The 23,641-nt window shown below is 57.6% G+C and carries 20 protein-coding genes; 8 read left to right on the top strand and 12 right to left on the bottom strand.

Annotated features, from left to right (window positions below):
• Positions 1-426 precede the first annotated feature (426 nt).
• The 3 genes from AC3Y2E_RS05040 to AC3Y2E_RS05030 all read right to left on the bottom strand — a co-directional run bounded on the left by AC3Y2E_RS05040 (position 427) and on the right by AC3Y2E_RS05030 (position 4,085).
• Positions 427-2,307 carry an FAD-dependent oxidoreductase gene (locus tag AC3Y2E_RS05040; RefSeq protein ID WP_379207823.1) on the bottom strand — a complete coding sequence of 627 codons (1,881 nt, stop codon included), beginning with the start codon at positions 2,305-2,307 and terminating at the stop codon, positions 427-429.
• Positions 2,285-3,133: an FAD-dependent oxidoreductase gene (locus AC3Y2E_RS05035; protein ID WP_379207821.1), complete on the bottom strand. Its 849-nt coding sequence runs from the start codon at positions 3,131-3,133 to the stop codon at positions 2,285-2,287. Before AC3Y2E_RS05035 ends, AC3Y2E_RS05040 begins: the two co-directional genes overlap by 23 nt.
• A 112-nt stretch (positions 3,134-3,245) precedes the next feature.
• The gene (locus AC3Y2E_RS05030) at positions 3,246-4,085 is read right to left on the bottom strand and encodes a helix-turn-helix domain-containing protein (RefSeq protein WP_379207819.1); all 840 of its coding nucleotides are present in this window, start codon (positions 4,083-4,085) and stop codon (positions 3,246-3,248) included.
• A 460-nt stretch (positions 4,086-4,545) separates the two neighbouring features.
• On the opposite strand from AC3Y2E_RS05030, the gene AC3Y2E_RS05025 reads away from it, so the two are divergent.
• Together AC3Y2E_RS05025 and AC3Y2E_RS05020 are read left to right on the top strand one after the other, a co-directional pair.
• Positions 4,546-5,283, top strand: a complete 738-nt coding sequence (locus AC3Y2E_RS05025) for a DsbA family oxidoreductase (RefSeq protein ID WP_379207817.1) — start codon at positions 4,546-4,548, stop codon at positions 5,281-5,283.
• 24 nt (positions 5,284-5,307) lie between these two features.
• Positions 5,308-6,315: an LLM class flavin-dependent oxidoreductase gene (locus AC3Y2E_RS05020; protein WP_379207815.1), complete on the top strand. Its 1,008-nt coding sequence runs from the start codon at positions 5,308-5,310 to the stop codon at positions 6,313-6,315.
• Between the two features lie 560 nt (positions 6,316-6,875).
• Here AC3Y2E_RS05020 and AC3Y2E_RS05015 read toward each other — a convergent pair.
• Positions 6,876-7,613: a spermidine synthase gene (locus AC3Y2E_RS05015; RefSeq protein WP_379207812.1), complete on the bottom strand. Its 738-nt coding sequence runs from the start codon at positions 7,611-7,613 to the stop codon at positions 6,876-6,878.
• A gap of 35 nt (positions 7,614-7,648) precedes the next feature.
• Positions 7,649-8,032, bottom strand: coding sequence for an NUDIX domain-containing protein (locus AC3Y2E_RS05010; RefSeq protein WP_379207810.1), 384 nt, complete (start codon positions 8,030-8,032; stop codon positions 7,649-7,651).
• Between the two features lie 241 nt (positions 8,033-8,273).
• Between AC3Y2E_RS05010 and AC3Y2E_RS05005 the strand changes: the two genes are divergently transcribed.
• The 4 genes from AC3Y2E_RS05005 to AC3Y2E_RS04990 all read left to right on the top strand — a co-directional run bounded on the left by AC3Y2E_RS05005 (position 8,274) and on the right by AC3Y2E_RS04990 (position 10,632).
• Positions 8,274-8,579 (top strand): antibiotic biosynthesis monooxygenase, encoded by a 306-nt coding sequence (locus AC3Y2E_RS05005; RefSeq protein ID WP_379207808.1) that lies wholly within the window; start codon positions 8,274-8,276, stop codon positions 8,577-8,579.
• Positions 8,580-8,710: 131 nt separating this feature from the next.
• A complete protein-coding gene (gpmA, locus tag AC3Y2E_RS05000; RefSeq protein WP_379207806.1) occupies positions 8,711-9,439 on the top strand; it encodes a 2,3-diphosphoglycerate-dependent phosphoglycerate mutase in 729 nt (242 codons plus the stop codon).
• Between the two features lie 209 nt (positions 9,440-9,648).
• A complete protein-coding gene (locus AC3Y2E_RS04995; RefSeq protein WP_379207804.1) occupies positions 9,649-10,098 on the top strand; it encodes a MarR family winged helix-turn-helix transcriptional regulator in 450 nt (149 codons plus the stop codon).
• A 3-nt stretch (positions 10,099-10,101) separates the two neighbouring features.
• Positions 10,102-10,632, top strand: coding sequence for a glutathione peroxidase (locus AC3Y2E_RS04990; RefSeq protein ID WP_379207801.1), 531 nt, complete (start codon positions 10,102-10,104; stop codon positions 10,630-10,632).
• Positions 10,633-10,719: 87 nt separating this feature from the next.
• Here the strand turns inward: AC3Y2E_RS04990 and AC3Y2E_RS04985 are convergent, their stop codons facing one another.
• From AC3Y2E_RS04985 to ilvD, 7 genes are all read right to left on the bottom strand, one after another.
• Positions 10,720-11,958: an ArnT family glycosyltransferase gene (locus tag AC3Y2E_RS04985; protein ID WP_379207799.1), complete on the bottom strand. Its 1,239-nt coding sequence runs from the start codon at positions 11,956-11,958 to the stop codon at positions 10,720-10,722.
• 229 nt (positions 11,959-12,187) lie between these two features.
• Positions 12,188-12,934 carry a type I methionyl aminopeptidase gene (gene map, locus AC3Y2E_RS04980; protein ID WP_332074547.1) on the bottom strand — a complete coding sequence of 249 codons (747 nt, stop codon included), beginning with the start codon at positions 12,932-12,934 and terminating at the stop codon, positions 12,188-12,190.
• 94 nt (positions 12,935-13,028) lie between these two features.
• A complete protein-coding gene (locus tag AC3Y2E_RS04975) occupies positions 13,029-14,927 on the bottom strand; it encodes a PAS domain S-box protein (RefSeq protein ID WP_379207796.1) in 1,899 nt (632 codons plus the stop codon).
• A 392-nt stretch (positions 14,928-15,319) separates the two neighbouring features.
• Positions 15,320-17,065 (bottom strand): glycoside hydrolase family 20 protein, encoded by a 1,746-nt coding sequence (locus tag AC3Y2E_RS04970; protein WP_379207794.1) that lies wholly within the window; start codon positions 17,063-17,065, stop codon positions 15,320-15,322.
• 37 nt (positions 17,066-17,102) lie between these two features.
• On the bottom strand, positions 17,103-17,867 hold the full coding sequence (locus AC3Y2E_RS04965; protein ID WP_379207792.1) for an SDR family NAD(P)-dependent oxidoreductase: 765 nt from the start codon (positions 17,865-17,867) through the stop codon (positions 17,103-17,105).
• Positions 17,851-19,389 carry a M81 family metallopeptidase gene (locus tag AC3Y2E_RS04960; protein WP_379207790.1) on the bottom strand — a complete coding sequence of 513 codons (1,539 nt, stop codon included), beginning with the start codon at positions 19,387-19,389 and terminating at the stop codon, positions 17,851-17,853. Before AC3Y2E_RS04960 ends, AC3Y2E_RS04965 begins: the two co-directional genes overlap by 17 nt.
• Positions 19,390-19,402: 13 nt before the next feature.
• Positions 19,403-21,139, bottom strand: a complete 1,737-nt coding sequence (gene ilvD / locus AC3Y2E_RS04955) for a dihydroxy-acid dehydratase (RefSeq protein ID WP_379207788.1) — start codon at positions 21,137-21,139, stop codon at positions 19,403-19,405.
• A 235-nt stretch (positions 21,140-21,374) separates the two neighbouring features.
• Here ilvD and AC3Y2E_RS04950 point away from each other — a divergent pair, with 235 nt between their 5' ends.
• Together AC3Y2E_RS04950 and AC3Y2E_RS04945 are read left to right on the top strand one after the other, a co-directional pair.
• A complete protein-coding gene (locus tag AC3Y2E_RS04950) occupies positions 21,375-22,031 on the top strand; it encodes a GntR family transcriptional regulator (protein ID WP_379207786.1) in 657 nt (218 codons plus the stop codon).
• 47 nt (positions 22,032-22,078) lie between these two features.
• On the top strand, positions 22,079-23,251 hold the full coding sequence (locus AC3Y2E_RS04945) for a MalY/PatB family protein (protein ID WP_379207783.1): 1,173 nt from the start codon (positions 22,079-22,081) through the stop codon (positions 23,249-23,251).
• Positions 23,252-23,641 lie beyond the last annotated feature (390 nt).

Below are 23,641 nucleotides of genomic sequence, written 5' to 3'. Positions count from 1 at the left end.
GGGCGGTTGGTTTGTTTTGGGGCGGGGATACCGTTGATTCGGTTAGCTGGCCTTCCTGTCCAGCCGGTTGTTCGCCCGGTTTATTAGTAATCAGCGGAAGCATCGTTTCCGTTATTTGTGCAATCCAAGCTAAAAACCGATGATAACGGAAATAATTGTTCCGTTATTTCGGGGAAAAACGAGTAATCGAGCGCAGAAATCCATAATAACGGAAGCAAAACTTCCGCTAATGGCAGCCGGAGCGCCTCCTTGCTGGAATAACGGAAATGAAACTTCCGTTAATCTTTATACAAGAAACAATGATCGCCAACAACTAAACTCCCTCCTCCCCTTGATGCAAAGCAAAGACGCCCTCTTATCCTTGCGGATCGGGCGTCTATGTGCAGATGGACAACCACCTGCGGGAAACTAACTGGATATCTGATCTTACAAAACTCCGGCCGGGCTTTGCCAAGCGCGAATCGTCCGGTCGATCAGCTTCCGGATTTTATCGTCCATGACATTGCGGATTTCCGAGCTTCCTTTGAAGGAAATGACCAGCGTTCCGTCGAGCTCCCGCTCGAATCTCCCGAACGCATCGGCGATCGCCGGACGTGTCTCCTCGTGGCGGCTTCCGATCGCAGCCAGCGCCATCAGCGCATAGGACACATATTGAAAGCGCAAGTCCGCCTCATCGGACAAAAATTCTTTATTTCCATCGATAAACGTAAACCCTTCCCTGGACTCCAACAAGTCCAGCAGCAAGGGAACGGCCTCCTTGTCGGCCAGCCGGCCGAGCAGATAAACGGCAGCGTACCCGCGAGCCTGATTATATTTGAGACTCGTCTGCGGCACGAACGGGTCCCGCTCCCGAACCATCTCCCGCAAGATCGGCGCCGCTTCGCGCGCCCCCATGAGCGCCAGCGCCATCGCGCTATGCCTCCGCAGATGCTCCGGCTCGGCCGGGCCGATCCATTGGAGCAGGTGCCCCCGGATCGTCTCCCCGAGCCGCTTTGCCGACCAGATCGCAACGCCGGGCTTCACGCCGGAGAGCGCTTCGCGGATGTCCGCCGGGTCCTCCAGCCAGCGTATCGGAGCATGAGCCGCGTCCGCTTGGGCGACCCGGTGCTCAAAATACACCTTCTCGCCTTCCTCCAGGCAGCCCGCTTCCCGCAGCAGCCGCGCAAGCTCGGGATACGGCACGTCCCGCAGCGGAACTCCGCCGGTAATCGCCAGGTAAGCGGCGTATGCCGCAGCTTCTCCGCTTTTCTGCATATCCCGCTTCATCCGGACGAGCGACGCCATGTCGTGATCCAGAGCGATACAGCGCCCCGTGGCGAGCAAGCCGTCATACCCTTTCGGAATTAGCGCTCCGAGCGGAATTGGAACCGTAAATTTCAGTCCCCACAAACTCGCGGCTACCGTCCAATCCCGCTGAAGCTCACTCTCGAAAGCAACGTCCTTGCTATGGTTATCGAGATTGGAATAAGCCATAAACAACGGTTCCCGAGAATAATCCTCCCGCAAAAACCGCTCCAGCGTCACCTGCTCTTCTCCGACGATAAACCGGCTCTCGCGGACCCCAAGCTGCGGAGCGATCCGCATGTACGTCGTCCCATCATCGTAACGGTCCATAAGATGAGTCGACAGCAAGGCGGAATCGATAATCGCGGCAGACATGCTGTGCGGATCTTCCGGAAAGACATAGCCGGAATCCGTATAATAAGCGCGTACGCGGTTCCCGTCCAGCTTGAACAAAGCGTTGGAAAACGGCTGCGGCTGATCGTCGAACTCACGTCCGCCCTGCAGTTCGCAGCCGCCCAGCCGGCATACGTCCGCATTGCCCGTGCCGTCGATGACGACCTTGCTCATCACCGTGCGGGAACCGAGTTCGGGAGAGAAACAGCGCAGTCCGGTCACGGTCCGTCCTTCCGTCAGCACCCCGGTCACAGTCGTATCGTAACGGATCACTGCACCGGCCAGGACGGCTTCCTGTTCGAGCACATATTGTTTTCCTTCCGCCCCGACTCCATAGGACGGCGTGTATACGCTTTTTTCCGTCTGCTGCACTTTAGCGTCAATTTCTTCGAATAAACCGCCCCGCTTGCCGAAATAATACCCGAGCACGCCGCCCGCCGTCCCGGCCCCGCCCATACACGTATGCCGGTCAATGCCTAGGACGCGGAGGCCTTTCCTTGCAGCCGCAATGGCCGCAATCGCCCCGGCCGTCCCCAATCCGACGACGATCACATCATAGGCTTCCGGCGCCGCTCCGGCCTCCGAAGCATAGTGGCTTATGTCGCTGTTAGTTGGCTTTTGCCGCATCATGGGCCACCTCCCCCTTCCGGTACAAATCGTAGCCACGGTCGATCGCGGCGAGCGGGTTTGAAAACGCTTCCGAGGGTTGCCAGCTCCACCCCGCTCCGAGCCGGGACAGGCCTGTTGGAACGTCCGACTCGAAGCATCCGGCTACGGAGGCGATCGTCCATAACGCCCACTCCTCCGGCCTTGCCCGCCAGAACTGGTGCAGATATTGTCTTGCTTGCAGCCAGCTGTCGCCCGGATCGACCTCTACTTTTACAATCCTTTCGGATGAAAACCTTCCCCGGACGACCGCCATCCTCTCGTCGAAGGGAGCGGGAATGCTCGCGCCGGACGGATCGGGATGATGAAGATAGGCGTTCAGCCGTTTACGCGGCGGTACAGCGAGCCGGCCCGGAACGGTAAGACATTCCGATGTCGTATCTACAAGCTCGCGGGCGAGTAACGGAGTGCATCCGGAAGCGTCGTGCAGCATGACCTCGTACTGCCCGTCCCGTTCCTTCACTCCGACGATCTCGGTAAGAAACCTCACCTGCAGTCCGGATTGCTTGATGAGATGACATAACAGCGGATGCAGCGCCGGCAGGTGGGCCGGTCCGCCCTCCTCCATCACATTGCGCCGGAGCCAATCCCTCTTCAAATTTTGTCCGAAGTCCGTAGCCGGATCTCTCCAGCCGCTCCCCGGATTCATTGCCTCGATAAACTCGCGCCCGACCGAGGCCGAACGCTCGACGACGACGACGTTACGCCCCGCTTCCCTTGCGGCTGCCGCCGCGCCGAGGCCGGCGAACGTTGCGCCGCAAATCAGTAAAGAGCAGTCTGTGCGGTCCACCGATAACCCTCCTTTTCAAAACTGCGGTAAAATCCGTTGCTGAAGCTCGTTGGTCCTGCTTGTTCATTGTGATCGGCTGGCAGCCGGAGATAAGCCCGCGCCGTCCGGCCCGTCAGCCTTTTCTGTACTCCCGGGGAGGCATGCCCGCATGCTGAGCGAATACTCTGGCAAAATATAGCGGGTCCTGAAAACCGACCTGCCGGGCAACTTCCGACACCGTCAACTCGCTGCTTTGCAGCAGCTGCTTCGCTTTGTCCAGTCTGACCTTCGTAATGTACTGCGTCGGCGTACAGCCCGCCACTTTTTTGAACATAATCGAGAAATAGCTCATGGACAGCGAAGCGACCTCCGCCAGCTCCTCCCTTTCCAGCGGCTCCGCGTAGCGGCTCCGGATGTAGTCCATGCTTTTGTTGATGGCGCGGCGGACCAGATCGCCTTCGTTTCTTTGCAAGTACAGCCTGCGCACTTCGTTCACGAGACTTAAGAACATCAGCCGCGACTGCCATTCGTAATCCGCCGCTTTCCCGTGCCACTGTTCGTACAACTGCCGCATGGATCTGGAGAAGCTCTCGATATCGGTCGTCTGGGTCACAATCGGAATCGGCATATGGCTTTCCTGCGGGTCTGAGCAGATCACCGAGCCCCCGTCCCACTCAATCAGCTTGTAATCGTAATGAACGGAATAAAACTGCATCGGCTCCTCGGAAGTATAAGAAATCCGGACTTTGCTGCGATATGGAAAATAAAACACGGAACCGACAGTGAGCGGATACTCCGCCCCGTTCGCAGACAACATCCCCGATCCCCGAACGACGAACATGAAATTCCGTATGCTCGTGGATTCAAATGCAATCGCCCGAGTCGGTTTCCCGAGCTGAAACCAGAACCGGTGATCACGCAAAAGCACATCGATTACCCGGGGGTGAAAACGCGAGAAGAAAGTGTTGTCCATAACGATTCCTCCCTGTTCCGTAAATTGATTATATTCGCTTCTCCACTCACATAAAATGGAGGATTAATCGGAATATATGGATTAATGTTTGAATGATCGTCTATCCAATATTTCTCCATATTTTTTACTTTTCCTCCATACCGCCAACCCGGTCTGCACCTTATACCTTGAAAGTTGACGGCAATCCGTAGAGCAAGCAAGTTAGCGGTTCCAACTCATCTGGAACTGCGTCATCATTCGTTATCGGCTCCTGCCTCATCGGCAAAGAGGCATACTGGCTCGCAGCCGTACAGCCTCAGGCTTAGCGAATGGACGGAAGGCGGCGAGCTTGCCCGGGCGGACGAAAGCTTATATAATGGGCACAACTAATGGCCGCCTGTGGAGCCCCAATCCGGTCGCGTCGATACAGGGACGTTCGGGAGCTCTGGAAGTACACTTTATTCGGAAAGGTGCGATTTGGATGAAAGTGGAAATATGGTCGGATTACGCTTGTCCGTTCTGTTATATCGGCAAAAGAAAGTTTGAAGCCGCCCTGGAGTCGTTCCCTCACCGCGGCGAGATCGAAGTCGTGTATAAAAGCTTCGAGCTCGATCCCAACGCCAAACGCGATATCGACACCGATATTCATACGATGCTTTCCTCCAAATACGGGATGAGCCGCGACCAGGCGATCGCGATGAATGCCAATGTAGGCGAACAAGCCCGGTCCGTCGGGCTCGACTTCCGCTTCGATACGATGGTGCTGACGAATACGTTCGACGCCCACCGCCTCACGCAATACGCCCAAGAGCGCGGACTCGGACATGAGATGTCCGAACGGTTGTTCCATGCGTATTTTACGGAGTCCAAACATCTCGGTGACCGGGAGACGCTGGTCGCGCTGGCCGCCGAGGTCGGCCTCGATCCCGCCGAAACGGCCGAGGTGCTGGCGGGCCATACCGGCTCGCAGGAAGTGCGTGCCGACGAGCAGGAAGCGCAGGCTCTAGGCGTACGCGGCGTCCCTTTTTATGTCATTAACCGGAAATACGGCGTATCCGGAGCCCAGCCGACCGAGGTGTTCGCCGAAGCGCTGGATAAAGCGTGGAGCGAAGAAAACCCGCTCATCCTCATGAACGAGGGTGCGGAAGGGATATGCGAGGACGGCTTTTGCGGCGTATCGCCGGAGCCGAAGGTTGAGAGATCTGGAAGCAACGACTAAACCGACACGGGAGGCGGATGCCCCATGACGAAGCTAAGCGTCCTGGACCAATCCCACGTATGCGAAGGCCGGACCGCGTACGATGCATTAAGCGAGACGACGAAGCTCGCCCGGGAGACCGAACGGCTAGGTTATTCGCGGTTCTGGGTGTCGGAGCATCACGCTTCGCCGATGCTTTCCTTCTCCAGCCCGGAAGTGCTGATCGCTCATCTGGCGTCGGCTACGTCGCATATCCGCGTAGGCTCCGGCGGCGTTATGCTTCCCCACTACAGCGCCTATAAGGTCGCCGAGAATTTCCGGCTGCTCGTCGCCCTGCATCCCGGGCGGATCGATCTCGGCCTTGGCCGCGCCCCCGGCGGCTATCCGCTGGCCACCCGGGCGCTCCAGGAGGACAAGACCGTAGATATCCGCAAATATCCGCAGCAGGTCGCGGATCTGGTCGGTTATTTCTACGATGCGCTGCCGCCGGACCATCCGTTCGCCGGTCTGCCGGTGTCGCCGGTCATCTCCGATACGCCTGAGATGTGGCTGCTCGGCTCCAGCGACGAAAGCGCCAAAATCGCCGCCAGCCAAGGCGCGGCTTACGCTTTCGCGCAATTTTTCGGCACGCCCGGCGGTGAGGATGCGATGCGGATCTACAGAGCCCAGTTCCAGCCTTCTGTGCTGAACGACCGGCCCCATTCCATGGTCGCGACACTTGTCGTCTGCGCAGATACGGAAGAGGAAGCGAACCTGCTCGCTACCAGCTCCGACCTGTTCTTTCTCCGGCTGGAGAAAGGCATTAACCAGACGAGCCTTCCATCCGTGGAAACGGCTTTGCATTATCCGTACACCGAATACGACTATATGCGGATCAACCAGTACCGGCAGAAACGGATTATCGGCACGCCGGACAAGGTGAAGCGCCAACTGCTGGAGATGCGCGAACGGTACGGCGCGGACGAACTGATGATCAATACGCCGGTCCACAGTATGGAAGCGCGCCTCGCTTCCTACCGGCTCGTCGCGGAGGCGTTCGGATTGACTTTGTAGCGCGAACCGGCTCGCGTGTAGAGATTCGGATTGGATTGTTCTCGCAGCGGGCCGGCTGCGGCGGGTGATGTGAATGTAATATGAAGAAAGGGGTTCTCCCTAAAGTATTCGTATGACAGGAGAACGTCCGTTTTCAAACGAAAGGACTTCAACTTCCACAACAATGTGAAGGCTGAGGTCCTTTTTTCGAGGAAAATCGGTCTAAATGGGTCGCAAAATTGCAGAATGACGTTGTTTCGCCATATGATGGCGGTCGATCGATCACATAAGAGCTTTTTGGGGCTCTTAATTTGCTCGAATCCAGTAAAATTTGTGAAATAGAGGATGATAGAGAGGCTGTCGATTCAATGTGGACAACCAAGTGGAAAGGGAAAAGATTACCTTCTGGCGAGTTTTGTCTGGAATCCCCTACCTTACAATCCTTATTCAATCAAGGGATTCCGGACAACCTGTTTGAGCAGAAGAAGGTAACTTTTCACTTGGAACGGGCACCAATAGCTCCAGTCGATCCGACCACTCCATTGGCTCCAAAATACAAGCCGTACCTGAAGGCGGCTTCCTTAGTCCATAATCACGTACCCCGGCTCCAATTCGACCTCTTGAAAGCCGGCCATCTCCCTAGGATGGAACTGAATCTCCTGGTCGCCGGCGATCAGGAGCATATTGTGGATGTCCGCCCCGTCGGTTCCGGGGAGATAAAACGCTTTGGCGTACAAATAATGCTCGTGGAGCGTCGTATAGATCGCATTGATCCGTTTGTCGTTTCCCGGCTTGCCCATCAGGTTGAGAATGACGGCTCCCCTGGAGATGAGCTTATCCTTGGTCAGACGGAAAAATTCCGAGGACGTGAGGTGACGCGGAGTCCCTTTTTGGGTAAAGGCGTCCACGACCACGTAATCCAGCGAATGAAGATCCACCTGCTCCAGGAGCAGCCGTCCGTCCCCGATCCGGACATGGTCGCCCCGGTAATGGAAATACATCCGGCTCAGCTCTACGACCTTTTCGTCAATCTCTGCTACAAGTAACCGCTTGTCCGGGTAACGGCCCGCAATCGTACCGATCCCGTGTCCGATCACGAAAATGCTCCCGAACGACGGATGGTTGCTTTCCATCAAATGTATGATCGCCCTCGGGTATTCCAGCACGATGCGTTTCGGGTCTTTCAGATCGATGGCGCCTTGCACCGCATCGTCCGAAAACTGCAAATACCGGAACTTTCCCAGCTCTCCGTACAGCTCGGTACTCTCGTAGACGGATATTTCGTTAAGCGCGGTCGTTTCTTTAACTAACAGATGCAAGATGTTCGGTCTCCTTTGCTGTTGTGCGTGAAAACTTATCTCAGCCGTTCGATAATCGGGCTTATTTCCTGATGCTCCAGCAGTTCCTCCAACCGGAACCACCCCAGTTTCTCCAGTTCCTGTCTACCAGCCTCCAATTCGGGATCGGTTCCTAACGCCGGCTCTCCTGCGGCCGATTTGGCCAAGAAGCAGTAATACATGCCCTTGATCCGCTCCGAATACCGCTCCGCGACGAGCTCGCCCAGCTCCACCGTCAGCCCCGTTTCTTCCAACGCCTCCCGTTTTGCCGCCTCGGCCGCCGTTTCCCCCTCCTCGATGCTTCCCCCCGGAAGTGTCCATAACCGTTCTCCTTTATACCGCTGCCGGACCATCAATATCCGGCCTTTATCCACAATCGCCACACAACTGCGGGTCCCCATCGGTCCTCTCGTCCTTTCGTTAGAAAGTTCCCTGCCTCTTTTGTGTAAAAACTGCCTTGTCAGACATTCGCAATCCGGCTGCGTTTTCCTTCCGAACCTTCCCGAAATCCGAACCTGCTTCGCAGCCGAACCAGCTTTACGGCCGAAACCTCCGCCCGCCCCTGTTTTGGCTTAGCTAAGTCAAACTGGTATAATAAGTATGGAAAAAGAAAAGAAACGATACTGTCGGGAGGCGAAACCTATGTTAGTCGTTACGAATACGATCCGGATCAAGGCCGGATTCGGCAAGCAGGTGGCCGGAAGATTCGCCGAAGCGAAGGGCGTTCAGCAGATGCCGGGCTTCGTGCGGTTGGAAGTATGGCTGGGAGCCGGCCAGGAAGGCGAAGAAGAGCTGAAAGTGTGCACTGTCTGGGAGAACGAGGAAGCGTTCAAAAACTGGACGTCCAGCGAATCGTTCCGCGCCTCGCACCGCGGAGCGTCCGACAGCAAAGAAGTGATGCTCGGAGCGACGCTGAATAAATACGAGCTTGTCGTGTCCGGTTCTTGATCGGAATACGTATGCGAAGCGCCTTCTCTCCAGTACGGAGCGGGCGCTTTGGTTTATTACGCCCGCAGGATCCGCACCCAGGAACAGCCGCAATCCCTAAACCCGTTCCTTGTCGGAAAGGATGTGCCTGGATGATTCAATTAGTGCTGATCCGCCACGGTCAAAGCGTGTGGAACCAGGAAAACCGGTTTACCGGATGGACCGACGTCGACTTGTCAGCGAACGGTCTTCAGGAAGCCCGGCAAGCCGGGCAAATTTTGAAGCAGAACGGGTTCCTTTTTGACGCCGCCTACACGTCGGTATTAAAAAGAGCGATCCGGACGTTATGGCTCGTGCTGGACGAGATGGATCTGATGTGGATTCCCGTTCACAAAACGTGGATGCTCAACGAGAGACATTACGGCGCCCTGCAAGGCTTGAACAAAGTGGAAACCGCGGCCCAATACGGCGAGGAGCAAGTCCATCTGTGGAGAAGGTCGGTCGACGTAAGGCCGCCCCTGCTCGCCCGGGACGACCCGCGGTACGAAGGAAACGACCCGAGATATACGGGCGTGCCCGCTCCGCTGGCGGAAAACTTGGCCGACACCGAACAACGCGCATTAGTCTGCTGGAACGAAAGCATCGCCCCGGCACTCCGCGCCGGCCGGAAAATCATCATATCCGCCCACGGCAATACGCTCAGGGCGCTGGTGAGATATCTCGATCAGCTGCCTTCCGACGGAGTGGCTGACCTGAACATCCCGACCGGACTCCCGCTCGTCTACGAACTGGATGACCGGCTGCAGCCGATCCGGCATTATTATTTGGGGATGGACGGAGAGCTGGCCGAGCGGACGGTTCCGGATCGGATCTCTCATTAAGCCGTTCCGTCTTCTTCCAAGCCGGCTCTCCCGGCTCTTCCGCCTCGGAAGGGCCCTCTGCCAAAAATTCAAACTACGCTGCCGCTTTACTATCCGCTTCTTCATGCAGGTAATTTGACTTTAATCCGGTATTTTGTTAATTTTATTTTGTCACCAATACATTGCATGCAATTTAATTGAGCGCGATTCAAATACCGCAGGAGGCCGCTATGAACCGGGACGATATACTGAAGCTCGACAACCAGATCTGTTTCGCCGTATACGCCTGCTCCCGCGAGATTACGAAGCTGTACCGGCCCTATCTCGACGAGATGGGCATTACGTACACGCAATATGTAACGCTTCTCGCCCTATGGGAGGAAGACGACATGACGGTGAAGCGATTGGGCGAGCGGCTGTATTTGGATTCCGGGACGTTGACGCCGCTTCTTAAGAAGCTGGAGGCTGCCGGTCTCGTGGAACGAATCCGCGATCCGCGCGACGAGCGCAACGTCCGCATCCGGCTCACCGGCCCCGGTGTCCGGCTGAAGGAACAGGCGTCCGGGCTGCCCGGCCGGATTGTCTCCCGCACCGGACTTAGCGGGGAACAGGTGCAATCGCTACATGCCGGGCTGAACGCCTTGCTGCGGAACATTCATCAACCGACACGGGAGGAATGAACGATGGGAGTTTACGATTATACGGCGAATACGATTCGCGGAACGCAAAAAAGCTTGAGCGACTATGAAGGCAAAGTGCTGCTTATCGTTAATACGGCCAGCAAATGCGGATTTACGAGACAATACGGCGATCTGCAGAAGCTGTACGAGCAGTATAAAGACCAGGGACTGGTCGTGCTCGGATTCCCGTGCAACCAGTTCGGCGCACAGGAGCCGGGTACGAACGAGGAAATCGATACGTTCTGCCAATTGAACTACGGCGTGACGTTCCCGTTGTTCGACAAGATCGACGTTCGCGGTCCCGATCAGCATCCGTTGTACGGTTATTTGACCGGACAAGCCCCGTTCCAGGGATTCGAAGATCCGGAGAGCCGGCTTGCCACCTTCCTCCAACAGCAAGGCCTGCTGGAAGGCGACGACATCAAGTGGAATTTCACCAAGTTTCTGATCGACCGCAGCGGCAACGTCGCTCAGCGGTTCGAATCTACCGTCGAGACGGACCAGATGAAGCCGGCAATCGAAGCGCTTCTGTAACACTAGCGATCACCCCCGCACACTGCCGGGCGTTCTGCACAAAAGAACCGCAGGAGTTTCCTTGATGCTCCTGCAGTTCTTTGATGTTCAGCCTCGTTTCCATCTCCGGAACAAGCCGAGAGCGGCTGTTAATACCCGATCCGCCCCATAGGCCGAGACGATCGCGATAAACGGCAACGCCGGCGCTTTATACCGGTACATCACGTCGATAAAAAAGATGACGCAAAATACGAATACAGCGAGGATCACCAGCCACAACACCGAAGCTTGGCGAAACCGTCCGGCCATGATCGCCGCCCCGCTGCCGATCACGAACAGCAAAGTCGGCAAGGCGTGCCGGACAAAGGATGCGACTCCCCACAAGCTGCCGAAATCCGCTCGCCACACCCACCAGCCCAGGAAGGAAATCATCCGTTTGCCGTACAGGATCAAAATGTGGTCCCAATTGTTAATCAGGAAGCTGACGATCAGACTGTTCGTGATATTGATCTCGTAATTCGGCGTATACACATGGTCGTATGGAGTCGACTTGTCATAGACCCAGCCCGTGGCGTAAATGTTGTACAGCACCATCCGGATGTTCTCCTCCATGGAAGCGAGCAGCGGGTCCAGCTTGCCGCTGGTCAATAAGTATACACCGATTGCCGCTGCGGCGACGACTCCCCCGCCCAGCACGAACCGGTATCGCTTGAGGAAAGCAAACACCGTCGTCCGGCCTAACCGGACCAGAATATATACCATCATAAACGCCAACGTGATAATTCCCGCAGGCCGGAACATAACCATAAACAGCGCCGCGGCCGCGAATCCTGCCTTGTACCTCTTCTTGTCCGATTCGAAGCAACGCAGGACCAGATAGACGCATAACAGCAGCAGGCTGATGAAAAAGCTGTCTGTGATCACATAAGTCGTCCAGCGGATAATTCCCGAGGAAAACGAATAAAACACCGAAGCGATTACGGCGGTCGTCCGGTTAAACAATCGGTTGGCGATCGCATATACGAGCATCACGCTCAAGCCGGTCGTAGCCGCCTGAAGAAACAAAACCGCAGCAGGGTCTTTAAAGATAGCCAGAAGGAGCGTAAGCAGCATATTGTAGCCCATATATAAAATGTCGTTCATATGCAGGCTGATCTGAAAGTTGTCCAGCATCGAATAGGCGTAATTCAAGTACCATTCGCTGTCATCCGAAGTCGGGAACCCTTCCGGCGAAACCATCACTTTATAAAAATAGCCCAAATTCACCGCCAACGACAGCACAACAAGCGGAAGGATATAAAAAAGTTCACGATCTTTGTATTTGTGATACAGACGGTACACGATCATAACAGCTCCACCTATTCGTAATTAGGGACGGCCTCCGCCGTACGCTCCGCTCCGTACGGGGTACATGGAGAAGGCATCGTTCCCTCCTGCAGCCGGCAGCGGAAGCGCCGGGGCATGCGGTTGGCCACGGCCATATGACGCCGGGCACCGCCCAGGGCGGCAGGCGCTTCGGCAGCGGCCGTCTCCCGGCCAGCCCTGAACTCGTCCGCTCCCCGGCTTCACTTCCCGCTTATTGCTTCGTCAATATGAGCGGGCCGTCGGCCGTAATCGCCACAGTATGCTCGTACTGCGCCGACAAGCTGCCGTCGATCGTCCTGGCGGTCCAGCCGTCCGGGTCGATCTTGCACTTGTATGAACCGATGTTGATCATCGGCTCGATCGTAATGACCATCCCTTCCTTCAGGCGCGTGCCCCGGCCCGGAGGTCCGTAATGAGGTACCTGGGGCTCCTCGTGCATCGCCTGACCGATCGCATGGCCGACGAAATCGCGCACCACCGAGTACCCGTTCGTTTCTGCGAACGTCTGGATCGCATGGGAGATATCGCCGATCCGGTTGCCTACGACCGCCTGGGCGATCCCGAGATACAGCGCCTCTTTCGTAATATCCAGCAGCTTCTGCGCTTCCGGAGACACATTGCCCACCGCATACGACCAGGCGGAATCCGCGAGCCAGCCGTTCAAATTCACGACCATATCGATGGCCACGATGTCGCCGTCCTCCAGCTTCCTTTCGCCGGGAAAGCCATGGCAGATGACGTCGTTTATCGAAGCGCACGTCGCGTAAGGGTAGCCCCGGTATCCTTTTTGTTCCATCGCCGCCCCGCGGCTCGTAATGTACGCCTCGGCAAACTGGTCGATCTCCCGTGTCGTGATCCCGGGCCGGATCAAGGCCGCGAGCTCCCGGTGACAGGAAGCGAGCAGCTCGCCCGCACGCTGCATGTGTTCAATCTCTTCTTTCGTTTTGATGACGATCATACGTACCTCCTGCAAACGTAAAGCCGGTAAATGCGGACTGCATTCCCGGCTTCCGATACTTACTGTTCATTATAGGGCATCCGGTGCGAATAATTCAAATTCCGGTTTGCTGTTCGTGAGCGAGCGGCAGCACCACGTCGACCGTCGTGCCCGAACTTTCGCAGCTCGTCACCTTAACCGTGCCGTGATGATTTTCGATGATCCGCTTGCTGACCATAAAGCCGAGACCGGTTCCGTTTTCCTTCGTCGTGTAGAAGGGCTGCCCGATCCGGCCCAGCACATGCTCCGGAATGCCGCAGCCCTGGTCGATGATGCTCAGCCGAATCCGGTCCGTCCCTTCCCGCTTCAGCCGGATGACAATCTCCCCGCCTCCGGGCATCGCCTCGATCGCATTTTTAATAAAATTGATGAACACTTGCTTCAGCTGGTTCTCGTCGCAGGAGATATGGGTAATGCCCGGCGAAAATTCGGTGACGATCTGCACGTTGTTCAGAATCGCCTGCGTATCGAGCAGCGTCGTTACTTGCGCCAGCAGCACCCGGATATCCTGCCGCTCGAGCTTGACCGTCTGCGGCTTGGCCAGAATGAGCAGCTCGTTCAAGATCATCTCGATCCGGGTAATCTCCGATGCGATAATATCGAAGTATTCCTTCTTCTCGGCGTATCCGTTTCTCATCAGCTGCACGAAACCTTTGATCGCGGTAATCGGATTGCGGATCTCGTGCGCGATCCCCGCGGCCAGCTGCCCGGCCAGCGACAGCTTCTCCGAGTTGATCATCAGTTCCTCGGCGTGCTTGCGGTCGCTCATATCGCGCAGCGAAACGGACCAGCCGGACAGCCGGCCGCGTTCGTCATTCATCGGAAACGCCGTCACGAGCACGTTCAGCTTCGTCCCGTCTTTGCATTGCCGCACCGTTTCGAATCCTTTGAGTGATTCGCCGCTTGTTAACCGTTGGATATTCCGCTGAATCTCTTCGCTCCTGTCCGGCGGAATCAAACCAAGCTCGCCGAGCGGGCGTCCGACGATTTCATCGCCGCTCCAGCCGAACCGGTTCTCGAACGCTTCGTTGACTTGCAGTACTATACTTTCCGAATCCATGATCATTATCGGGTCTACATTGTTCCGGATAAAGGACTCCATTCGCTCCTTTGCCGCACGCAGCTTTTTCTCCGCCCGTTTCCGGTCGGTAATGTTCCTTCCAACCCCCAGAATGTGCTCGGAACCGCCGTCCGCATCGTCCAACGGTTTCACCGTCGATTCAAACCAGAAATAGCAGCCGTTCTTGTGGCGAACGCGGCACTCGAATGAGCTGCCTCCGGATATCAAATCGGGAGCGGAGCTCTCGAAGACCGCCCTGTCTTCCGGATGCCATAGCTCCGTGGCAAGACGGCCGATCAGCTCTTCGGGCTCGTAACCCATCACGCTTCTGGAAGCCGGGGATATGAAGAGAATCGTCCCGTCATTCGAAGTAATCGTTATGACATCCTGCGAGTTTTCCGAGAATAGGCGGTACATCCGGTTGCTGTGCTCCAGTTGGGATTGCAGCCTGCTGTCGTACTCCGGCCGATCGCCGGACATCGCCGGTAATCGCTCGAAGGGACTCCCCGTCTTCCGGCACGACACGTCCTGGAGCACCAGTACGAAGAAGCACGGCTGCTCCGATTCGTCCCGCACCAGGGAGGTACACAATTGTACCCTAACGGTGCAGCCCGTCTTATGCAGAGCGCGGATCTCCAGATGCAGGGAGTTTTGCGTCCCGTCGAGCAGACCCGTCAGCGAAGCCAACAGCACGTCCATCTCATCGGGATGAACGATGGAACGGACCGTCATCTCCATCAGCTCGTCCTCGGCATACCCGATGACGGAACAGACCGTTTCGTTGACAGTCAGCCACCGGCCGTCTGCGGAGACGAGCGCCATGCCGACCGGGGCGTGAGCAAACGCTTGGGCAAACCAGCCTTCCCCTTGAAGATGGAATCGATCTTTCGTCATAATTGAACCTCCCGCTCGTAGCTGGTCCGTAATTTCTTCGCGAGAGATTGCCGATTTTCCTCCGTCAACCGAAAAAGAAAGGAATTGATAAAAACGTTTCTGCCAAAAACAGACCATGTCGATGCTTACTGCCGGCGAGAGCGGTTCTTCGGCTGTTTGTCCGGACCGCGTCGAAGATTCGGCCGACTGCATGCGGATCGCCGCCTCTTGGCGGCTATTTTTACTCGGGAGCAGGGACGCAGAAGAGCTTCCCGCACACCACTGGATCGTGGGGCGGGAAGCCGCTCATGCACCTATTATTTTGGACACCTTGCGAAGCCTGCGCCATCGTGTATCTGATCTTCGGGACCGGCCGGCGATCATCAGGCACAGGAATGCGGACGATCCCGCGCTCAAGCCTCGCTGCTCATCACACCGCTGCGAATCGAACCGGCAGCGCCCGTATTCGCATAGTTCGTATAAACTTTATACCACTGCGGCATCATGTTGTCGGGAATGAGGATGTGCCGGAGCACGCCGAAGCCGTATACGCTGCGCCACAGCCGCTCGGTACGCTGCACCCGCCGCTTCATCAGCGGGTAGGCGGCCTCGATGCCACCGCTATCCATCTGCGACGCGATCGTATAATCGAGCGCCATCAGCTCCGCCTTCAGCCGGATCTGGGCGAACGACCAGGAACGGTTCTCGTCGACCGACGCGTACCGCTCGATCGCCTCCAGCTCCCGCTGCCACCCCGCCGCCTTAGGCTCTTCCAACATCTCCATCTCCAGCAGCACGTCAACAAACCGGTTCAGCGTATCCCCCTGGAGCCGGAACAGCAGACGCCCGTAAAATTCGGCGATATCCCGTACGCCGCCCGCCGGATTCCAGCCGAGTCTGCTCGCCGTGAAAGCGTTGAAATGATCCCCGAACGATTCGTTGTAGCTCATAAAGCCGGTGCATTGCTGACGAGCAAACGACCCGAGCACCGAGCTGATCCGCCGGGAAGCGCTGTGAACGCCCGTTTTCGTATACACGTCTCTCCGGTCTTGCGAGAAGCCGATATGCAGGAAGCAGCCGAGCCGCATGTCCCCGATCCGCTCGCGCACGTCAGGCAGCTCGAATACGCCATAGGTGGCGCTGAACTGGTAGACGCCAAACCAGTCTTTGGCGGGGCCGGCGATAAATTGCTGAAGCTGCAGCAGCTCCTCGTCCGACGTCCACCAGCCGCATATATCGGCCTTCAGCTCCGGATAGAAGGCGCTTACCGTCCCGTACACATCCCGGACCAGCTCCAGAAACACCGGATAATACGGCTGACAGGACGGACAGGCGCAGCCGCCGTCGTCATAAGGAACGCAGACGATCTTCTCGATGCGAATCCCGCTCTCCTTCAGATCGTCGAACAGCTGGCGATGGTTGTTCAGGATGACTTCCCGCGCCGCCGGATTGGACGGGCACAGCACCTGGCCTTGAACGCGCAGCTTGTGATCGCGTACCCCGACCCATTCCGGACGCATCTGGTCGACGTAGCCTACGTTCGGCGTAATGACCAGGATGTTATCCAGCCCAAGCCGCTGGCTGATTTTCAGCCATTCTTTTTTCCTCCGCCACAAAAACATCGAGCTGCTGTGATACACATGGGAATGATACGGGTCCGGCATATCGTTCGGATCGAACCAATCGCCGTATCCGCTAGCCCCGGCCAGCGCCAGATCCTCCAGGTAACGCTGCATCTCCCCGCTCCAGCACACCTCGAACGAATTGCCGAAATGGCCGGGCATGTAATGAATCCGGTCTGTCAGGGCAGGCGCAATCTCCCACCTGCCGGGAGCCAGCTCCGCCTTGATCGCCGCTCCGCCCGCCGATGGGTCCGCCTCCGCGCCGAGCGCCCCTGCGCGGTCCGCCGCAGCAAGCAGCCGGTTCAGCAGCTCGCCCAGTCCCGCCACATAGTCTCTGGTCCGGGCCGCACCGATGAAAACGTCGCGATCCTCCGTTATTTCCAGCACGAATCCGTCGGTATGGACCGAACCGAATGTGATCCGCAACCTATCGGGAGCACCACCGCCGGTTATTTCCGCGATCCGTTCCGCCGCAATTCGCGCCGCTTCCTCCGCCTCTGCAAGAAGACAACGGCATTCCAGTTCCAAAAGTCGCATTTGCGCCACCCCATCCGCCCTTCACGGGCTACCTTCTTTAGTGCATCGCCCATCCGCCGTCGACATTGACGGTCTGGCCTGTCATAAAGTCGCTCTCGGCCGAAGCGAGAAACAAAAACGCGCCGACCATATCAAGCGGCAGCTGCCGCCGGGGAATCGCCTGCTCTTCCTCCAAATAAACCCGCGTCCGCTCCTGCTCGGCGGGATCGGGCATATCGAGCAGCTCCTGCTCGGTCATCACCGCGCCCGGGGAGATCGCATTAACCGTGATGCCGTGCTTGCCGACTTCCCGGCTGAGCGCCCGGGTGAAGCCGACGACGCCGCCTTTGGAGGCGACATAATGCACGAATCCTTTGTTCCCCCTCAGAAACGTTACCGACGACACGTTAATGATTTTCCCGTACCCGCGCTCGCGCATATAAGGAAATACGGCCTTGCTCGTCAAAAAACACGATTTCAGGTTGACCGCCTGTACACGGTCCCACTCGTCTCCTGTAATCTCGTACCATTCCTTACGCGGATAAATCCCGGCGTTATTAACCAGGATGTCGACACCGCCCCAAGAGCGGTTCACCGTATCGATCATCGCCGCCACGTCCGCTTCGCTGCTGACGTCCCCGTAGAGCGCCATCGCCTGCCCGCCGCGGGATTCGATCTCGGCGACGAGTTCCCTCGCCTTCGTTTCCGTTCCGTAATAATTAACCGCGACCTTCGCTCCTTCGGCTGCAAAGGCCAGGCAGACCTCCCGGCCGATGCCGGTCGAGCCTCCGGTTACGAGCGCGGTTTTATTTTGCAGTCGCATCGGTACTCTCCCCTTCCCTGGCCGGCCATGCGAAATTTTCGTCGAACGGAACCATCGGCCTCGGGATGCGCTCGAACGTCAAACTTCTGATTTTGGCGGTGCTCGCTCCTGGCGTATCGAGAATAAAAATGCGGTCCGACAGCTTCTCGTATTCGGCCCGGAACTGGTTGGCCGACTTCACCAGCACGAGGTCGGCTTCCGCAGGCTGAAGTCCGACGCTCCGGTACATCGCGGGGTCCCCGGTGAACGTTGCGTTTTCCATCAGCAGCAGCGAGATCGTCCCGATCCGCACGACCGCGCACCGTCCCATATCGGCTTCCATCCGGTTCGCCGTGCCGCCGCCAAAGCGGAATTTCCCGGTCCCCACCGTAGCGACGACGGCTTCTATATCCAGAGGTTCGCCGACGGATCGGCTGACCGAATGGCCGAGGCGCAGCTTCACGGCGCTGCCTTCCCCGGCCAAGACTGCGGCTGCCGCCGCATCGGGGTCGAGCATCGAGAGCAGGCAATTCCAGCGGCGGTCCGCTCCGAGCTCGAGCAGACGCCGCAGCACGAAGTTGCTGTCGCCCGGAGAGCCCGCGCCGGGGCTGTCCGCCGAGTCGGAGACGATATACGGCTGGCTGCGGTCCGGGTCCGCTTCCAGCTTCCGTATAATGTCCGGCACCGAGTACAGGTCCACCTCGAACTCGCTGCGCTTGCTCCACATCAGCCCGGCCAGACGGTCCGCCTCCGCCTCCGTACGGTCCGGGTCATCGCCTTGAACGATTACCGAGCAGCCCATCTCCTCGATATCCAGCCAAGGCTGGACGAGAAACAGCGAGGTGAGCCGGGAAGGGTCCTCGCGCTCGCCCGCGCGGGCTTCCTCCCACAGTTCGTACATCGGCCCGCGGTACGTCTGATGGCTCTCGGCCGGCACGATCATCGGCACCTTCTTAAGCTTGAGATGCGGCTTCGTCTCACCGCGCATAATCCGGAACAGCTGCTTCGCGGCACGGTAACCGGTCTCCTCGCAATCGACGTGAGGGAACGTCCGGTAGCTGACGATGCCGTCGACCAGCCGGACCATTCGGCCGGTGACGTTCGCATGCGAGTCGAGGGTGATGACGATCGGCACATCGGGCCCGGCCCAGCGGCGCAGCTCCTCGATGATTTCAACGTCCGCATCGTCGTGATCCTCGGCCGCCCATGCGCCGTGCAGCGCGAACAGGATGCCGTCGCAGGAAGGGAGGCCCGCCAGTTGGCCGGTCAATAGTTGTTTCAGCTCGTTCAGCGTCCGCCGCGGAACTCTTCCCGACGAGACCGCCTGCGCAAACATCGTTGGCAGCAGCGTAATTTCCCCTGCCCGCTCCCGTTCCTCCTCGGCAGCCGCCCGGATGAATCCGGTCAGCTCGTTTTCCGCGGTCTGCGGCTGGAGCAGCTGCTCGCCGAGTCGAAAGTAATACTTCCGGAAATCTTGCAAGGTGCTGCTCGCTTCGCTAAACGTATTGCTTTCCTGAAGCAGCCCGCCCACGACGATTCTCATATGCGACTCCCCTTTATTCGTGTATCGAAGCGCCCTCCAAAGCCGGCCTCGCCAGCCTCGTATATTGCCCGAGAGCTCCCTTGTGCCGGATAACCGGACGTTTCCACTGTGCTTTTCGTTTCTCCAGGACATCCCGGATTTCCTGCTGCCCGAGCATCTCACCGTTAATCCCGACGATGTCGAGCATTCTTGCCGGAATGTCGATCCGCACAATATCGCCCGTCTCGATCAAGGCGATCGGCCCGCCGTCGGCCGCCTCCGGTCCCAAATAACCGACGCACGGTCCCCGCGTAGCGCCCGAGAACCGCCCGTCCGTCACTAGAGCCGTCGTTCTGGACAATACCAGATCGGAGGCGATCAGCTCGGACATGTAGAACATTTCCGGCATCCCCGTCGCCCGCGGCCCTTGATAGCGGATCACGATAACGTCACCCTGGCGGAATTCGCGGTTCAAATAAGCTTCGACCGCCGCCGGCTCACTGTCGAACACTTTGGCCGGGCCTTCATGCACCATCATTTCTTCCACGACGGCGGATTTTTTGATCGTCGCTCCGTTCGGCGCCAAGTTCCCTTTCAACAGAGCCAGCGAGCCTTCCGCCTTCAGCGGTTTCCCGATCGGGTAGATGACGTCCCGCTTGTTCAGCTTGTAATTGGCCAGAAACATCTCCGCATAATTCGGCATCTCGCTGCGTTCGAACAGCTCCAGGTTGTCTCCGAGCGTCCGGCCCGTAACGGTCATGCAATCGAGATGAAGGTAAGACTTCAACTCCTTCACGACCATCGGCACGCCGCCCGCATACCAGAACAGCTCGGTCGGATACTTCCCGGCCGTCTTGGTATCGACAAGCACCGGGATCGTCCGGTGAATCGCGTCGAATGTCTCTGCATCCAGCTCGATGCCGATCTCCCGGGCTATGGCGATCAAGTGCATAACTGCGTTCAGCGAGCCGCCGATTGCGGAATGGATCATGATCGCATTCTCGAACGCTTGCTTCGTCAAAATATCCGACGGCCGGATTCCGGCTTTGTGAAGCTCCATCACTTGCTGGCCTGCGGCTCTCGCCATCCTCCGAATCTCGGCGTTCGTCGCCGGTATAAGCGCTGACCAAGGGAGCGCGAGGCCGAGCGCCTCCGCCATCACCTGCATCGTCGCAGCGGTCCCCATATACTGGCAGGCGCCGCACGTCGGGCAGCAGGCCCGCTGGAAGGCGAGAAACTGCTCCTTCGTCATCGTCTGCTCCTTGACCTGCACGCTCATATGCCACAATTCCTCGTTCGACTTCATGCAAGGCCCTGCTCCCATCGCCCCGCCCGGTACGTGAATGGCCGGTATGTCCAGACGCGCGATCGCCATCAGGTGGGCCGGAACCGCTTTATCCCCCGCCGAACTGAGCACCATCGCGTCGAAAGGCGTCGCCTTCACGTGAATTTCTACCATAGACGCTATGAAATCGCGCGAAGCGAGCGAATAGTGCATCCCTTCGTGCGCTTGTGCGATGCCGTCGCATATATCTGTCGTCGTATAACGGGCAGGCTTGCCTCCCGCCTGCAACACACCTTTCTCCGATTCGGCTACCAGTTCATCGAGATGATACGAACTCGGATGACTCGAGCCGGCCGTGCTCTCCACCAGCACCTGCACCTTGTCAAGGTCTGCCACTGTCCAGTCCATCGACATGCGCAAAGCGTCTCCTTCGAAGCTCATGCTCCGCACTTTCTGGCTGCGCAGCTCATTACCGGTATCACTCAATTTCGACTTCCCCTCTCTCCGCATGCTCCAATGCATAGCTGACATTACCAGTATTCGATATTATTGTACGATTGTCAACAATATTTTGAATGCGTCATCATCATCCCTGAGTGTGGAAGACCGCGTCTCGGGTTTCATCCCTACTAGTCCGTGCCGATGTCCGAATATTTACAATCAAGTCGGATTCCCTTACTATGAATAAAGTGAACCATATATTGAAGGAAGTGCGAACCCGATGTCCGATTTCCGATTTGACGAGCAAAAAGCGACCTCCTTGCGTCACAAAATTACCGACGATATTCGCAAGGCGATCTTTCAAGGCAAATTAAAGTCCGGCGACCGTCTGCGCGAAGTGGAAATCTCGAAGCAGATGGGCGTCAGCAGAGGGCCGGTCCGCGAGGCGATCCGGATGCTGGAGCAGGAAGGGCTGCTCGTCTCGCTTCCTTATAAAGAAACGACGGTGGCGGATATCAGCGGAGAAGAAGTGCGCGACGTGCTGAATCCGATCCGCCTGATCATCGAGACGTTCGCCATCCGCAAGGCGCTGCCGAATATCGGGGAACGCGAGCTCGAGAGGCTCGCCGGATTCGTGGCCGCCATGAAGGAAGGCGCCGCGCAGCGGGACTTGACCCGGATCGTGGACAACGATCTGATGTTTCACGAATACGTCATCAGCCTGGCCGATATGCCGGGACTGCTCGGAACGTGGACGTCGATCTACAACCGGATTCGGCTTCATTTCATGATCCAGGGCCGAGCCTACGACGATCTGAACAAGCTGTGGAAGGAACACGAGCTGCTGCTCAAGGCGATCCGCAAGGGCGATCCGGAGCAGATAGCCGAAGTTTGGGCCGACCATGTCGGAACGTACCGGTCCGAAGATGTCAACTAAACTAAACTGAATCGAACGAGAAACCACATCACTTGGAGGAACCCGACATGAAATACGATTTCGACCGCCGCATCGACCGGAGAAACACACGCTCTTACAAATGGGATCAAAGCGAGAAGCTGTTCGGAGATAAAGACATTTTGCCGTTATGGGTAGCCGATACCGATTTTGCCAGCCCTCCGGCCGTACGCGAAGTGATCGAGAAACGGGCGGCGATCGGGATGTACGGTTATTCGATCCGCCATGACGGTTATTTGCAGGCGATCGTGGACTGGTACCGCCGCAATCACGGATGGGCTGTGGAGCCGGAGTGGATTATCGATTCGCCGGGCGTCGTCACCTCGCTGGCGCTGGCTGTCGAGCTGTTCAGCGAGCCGGGAGCCGCGGTTGTCATTCAGACGCCGGTTTACTATCCGTTCTACGACGTCATCCGCAACAACGGGCGTACCGTCGCCATGAATCCGCTGCTGCACCAGGGCGGCCGGTTCGAGATGGATTACGGCCAGCTCGAGAAGCTGTTCCAGGACGGAGCGAAGCTGATGCTGCTGTGCAGTCCGCACAATCCCGGCGGCCGCGTATGGAGCGAGGACGAGCTGCGGAAGCTCGGCAAGCTGTGCCGGCAATACGGCGTTACGATCGTCTCCGACGAGATTCACGGCGATCTCGCGCTGCCGGGTTATACCCATCGTCCGCTCGCTTCGCTGTCGCCGGAGCTGGCGGAGATTACGATCTCCTGCCTGGCCGCCACCAAGACGTTTAATATGCCCGGCCTGCATACGTCGTTCATCGTCGTCTCCGATCCGGCCAAACGGCGCAAGCTGGACCAGCGGTTCAAGGCGCTCAGCCTGCATATGGCGCAGCATTTTGCCCAGGATGCGGTCGAAGCGGCATTTAACCACGGGGAAGACTGGCTCGAGCAGATGAAGGAGTATGTCGCCGGCAACGTCGAATTCGCGATCAGTTACTTGGCCGAGCATCTGCCGGAAGTGAAGCCGATGCGGCCGGAGGGCACCTACCTGCTGTGGGTCGACTGCCGGGCGCTGAAGCTCGATCCCGCCGGCTTGAAGGACTTGATGTTCCGCAAGGCGAAAGTCGCCTTCACCGAAGGCTCCGTATTCGGTACGGACGGCGAGGGCTGGCTGCGCATCAACCTCGGATGCCCGCGCTCGATCGTCGAGGAAGCGCTGGAGGCGTTCTGCAAAGCGGCGAACGACCGGTAAGAAGGGGGATGTCCCGATTGTTCGGTTCGCATGCGACGCGAACGTCCCCGTATCCAAAAAAAGGACCTCAAATTCCACGATAAAGTGGGATTGAGGTCCTTTTTCTGAAGGAACGTCGGATCGGCAGCTTGTTGGTGATCGGAGGGGGAGAGGGGCAGGAGCGCTGAACACGTGTCTACTTGCGGGTTTGACAAAGAATAACAGCCTTTTGCACCCTCTATTTTCGGCATATCGGCAAGTCAGAGACGAATAAGGGCGGTTTGCGGGACTTTCCTAGTTAGTGTAGTATAAAAGCCGAAATCCATTGCTACAGAAGGGATTTCGGCTTCCATTTTGTATTACCTACGAAAGCATGCGGTATTGACCCAGCTCCAGCTTCTCAAACATCTG

The sequence above is a fragment of the Paenibacillus sp. MAH-35 genome (assembly GCF_058135425.1).
The sequence above is the reverse complement of the archived record's forward strand: the minus strand, read 5'-3'. Positions and strand labels throughout refer to the sequence as shown.

What these genes read in the sequence shown, in the direction of transcription:
- AC3Y2E_RS04960 (WP_379207790.1), bottom strand. Translation starts at nt 19,389, where the DNA reads ATGAGAATCGTCGTGGGCGGGCTGCTTCAGGAAAGCAATACGTTTAGC.
- AC3Y2E_RS04995 (WP_379207804.1), top strand. Translation starts at nt 9,649, where the DNA reads ATGAACCGGGACGATATACTGAAGCTCGACAACCAGATCTGTTTCGCC.
- AC3Y2E_RS05030 (WP_379207819.1), bottom strand. Translation starts at nt 4,085, where the DNA reads ATGGACAACACTTTCTTCTCGCGTTTTCACCCCCGGGTAATCGATGTG.
- AC3Y2E_RS04950 (WP_379207786.1), top strand. Translation starts at nt 21,375, where the DNA reads ATGTCCGATTTCCGATTTGACGAGCAAAAAGCGACCTCCTTGCGTCAC.
- AC3Y2E_RS05020 (WP_379207815.1), top strand. Translation starts at nt 5,308, where the DNA reads ATGACGAAGCTAAGCGTCCTGGACCAATCCCACGTATGCGAAGGCCGG.
- AC3Y2E_RS05005 (WP_379207808.1), top strand. Translation starts at nt 8,274, where the DNA reads ATGTTAGTCGTTACGAATACGATCCGGATCAAGGCCGGATTCGGCAAG.
- AC3Y2E_RS04985 (WP_379207799.1), bottom strand. Translation starts at nt 11,958, where the DNA reads ATGATCGTGTACCGTCTGTATCACAAATACAAAGATCGTGAACTTTTT.
- AC3Y2E_RS04975 (WP_379207796.1), bottom strand. Translation starts at nt 14,927, where the DNA reads ATGACGAAAGATCGATTCCATCTTCAAGGGGAAGGCTGGTTTGCCCAA.
- AC3Y2E_RS05040 (WP_379207823.1), bottom strand. Translation starts at nt 2,307, where the DNA reads ATGATGCGGCAAAAGCCAACTAACAGCGACATAAGCCACTATGCTTCG.
- map (WP_332074547.1), bottom strand. Translation starts at nt 12,934, where the DNA reads ATGATCGTCATCAAAACGAAAGAAGAGATTGAACACATGCAGCGTGCG.
- AC3Y2E_RS05010 (WP_379207810.1), bottom strand. Translation starts at nt 8,032, where the DNA reads ATGGGGACCCGCAGTTGTGTGGCGATTGTGGATAAAGGCCGGATATTG.
- AC3Y2E_RS04970 (WP_379207794.1), bottom strand. Translation starts at nt 17,065, where the DNA reads ATGCGACTTTTGGAACTGGAATGCCGTTGTCTTCTTGCAGAGGCGGAG.
- AC3Y2E_RS05025 (WP_379207817.1), top strand. Translation starts at nt 4,546, where the DNA reads ATGAAAGTGGAAATATGGTCGGATTACGCTTGTCCGTTCTGTTATATC.
- gpmA (WP_379207806.1), top strand. Translation starts at nt 8,711, where the DNA reads ATGATTCAATTAGTGCTGATCCGCCACGGTCAAAGCGTGTGGAACCAG.
- AC3Y2E_RS04965 (WP_379207792.1), bottom strand. Translation starts at nt 17,867, where the DNA reads ATGCGACTGCAAAATAAAACCGCGCTCGTAACCGGAGGCTCGACCGGC.
- AC3Y2E_RS04945 (WP_379207783.1), top strand. Translation starts at nt 22,079, where the DNA reads ATGAAATACGATTTCGACCGCCGCATCGACCGGAGAAACACACGCTCT.
- AC3Y2E_RS04990 (WP_379207801.1), top strand. Translation starts at nt 10,102, where the DNA reads ATGGGAGTTTACGATTATACGGCGAATACGATTCGCGGAACGCAAAAA.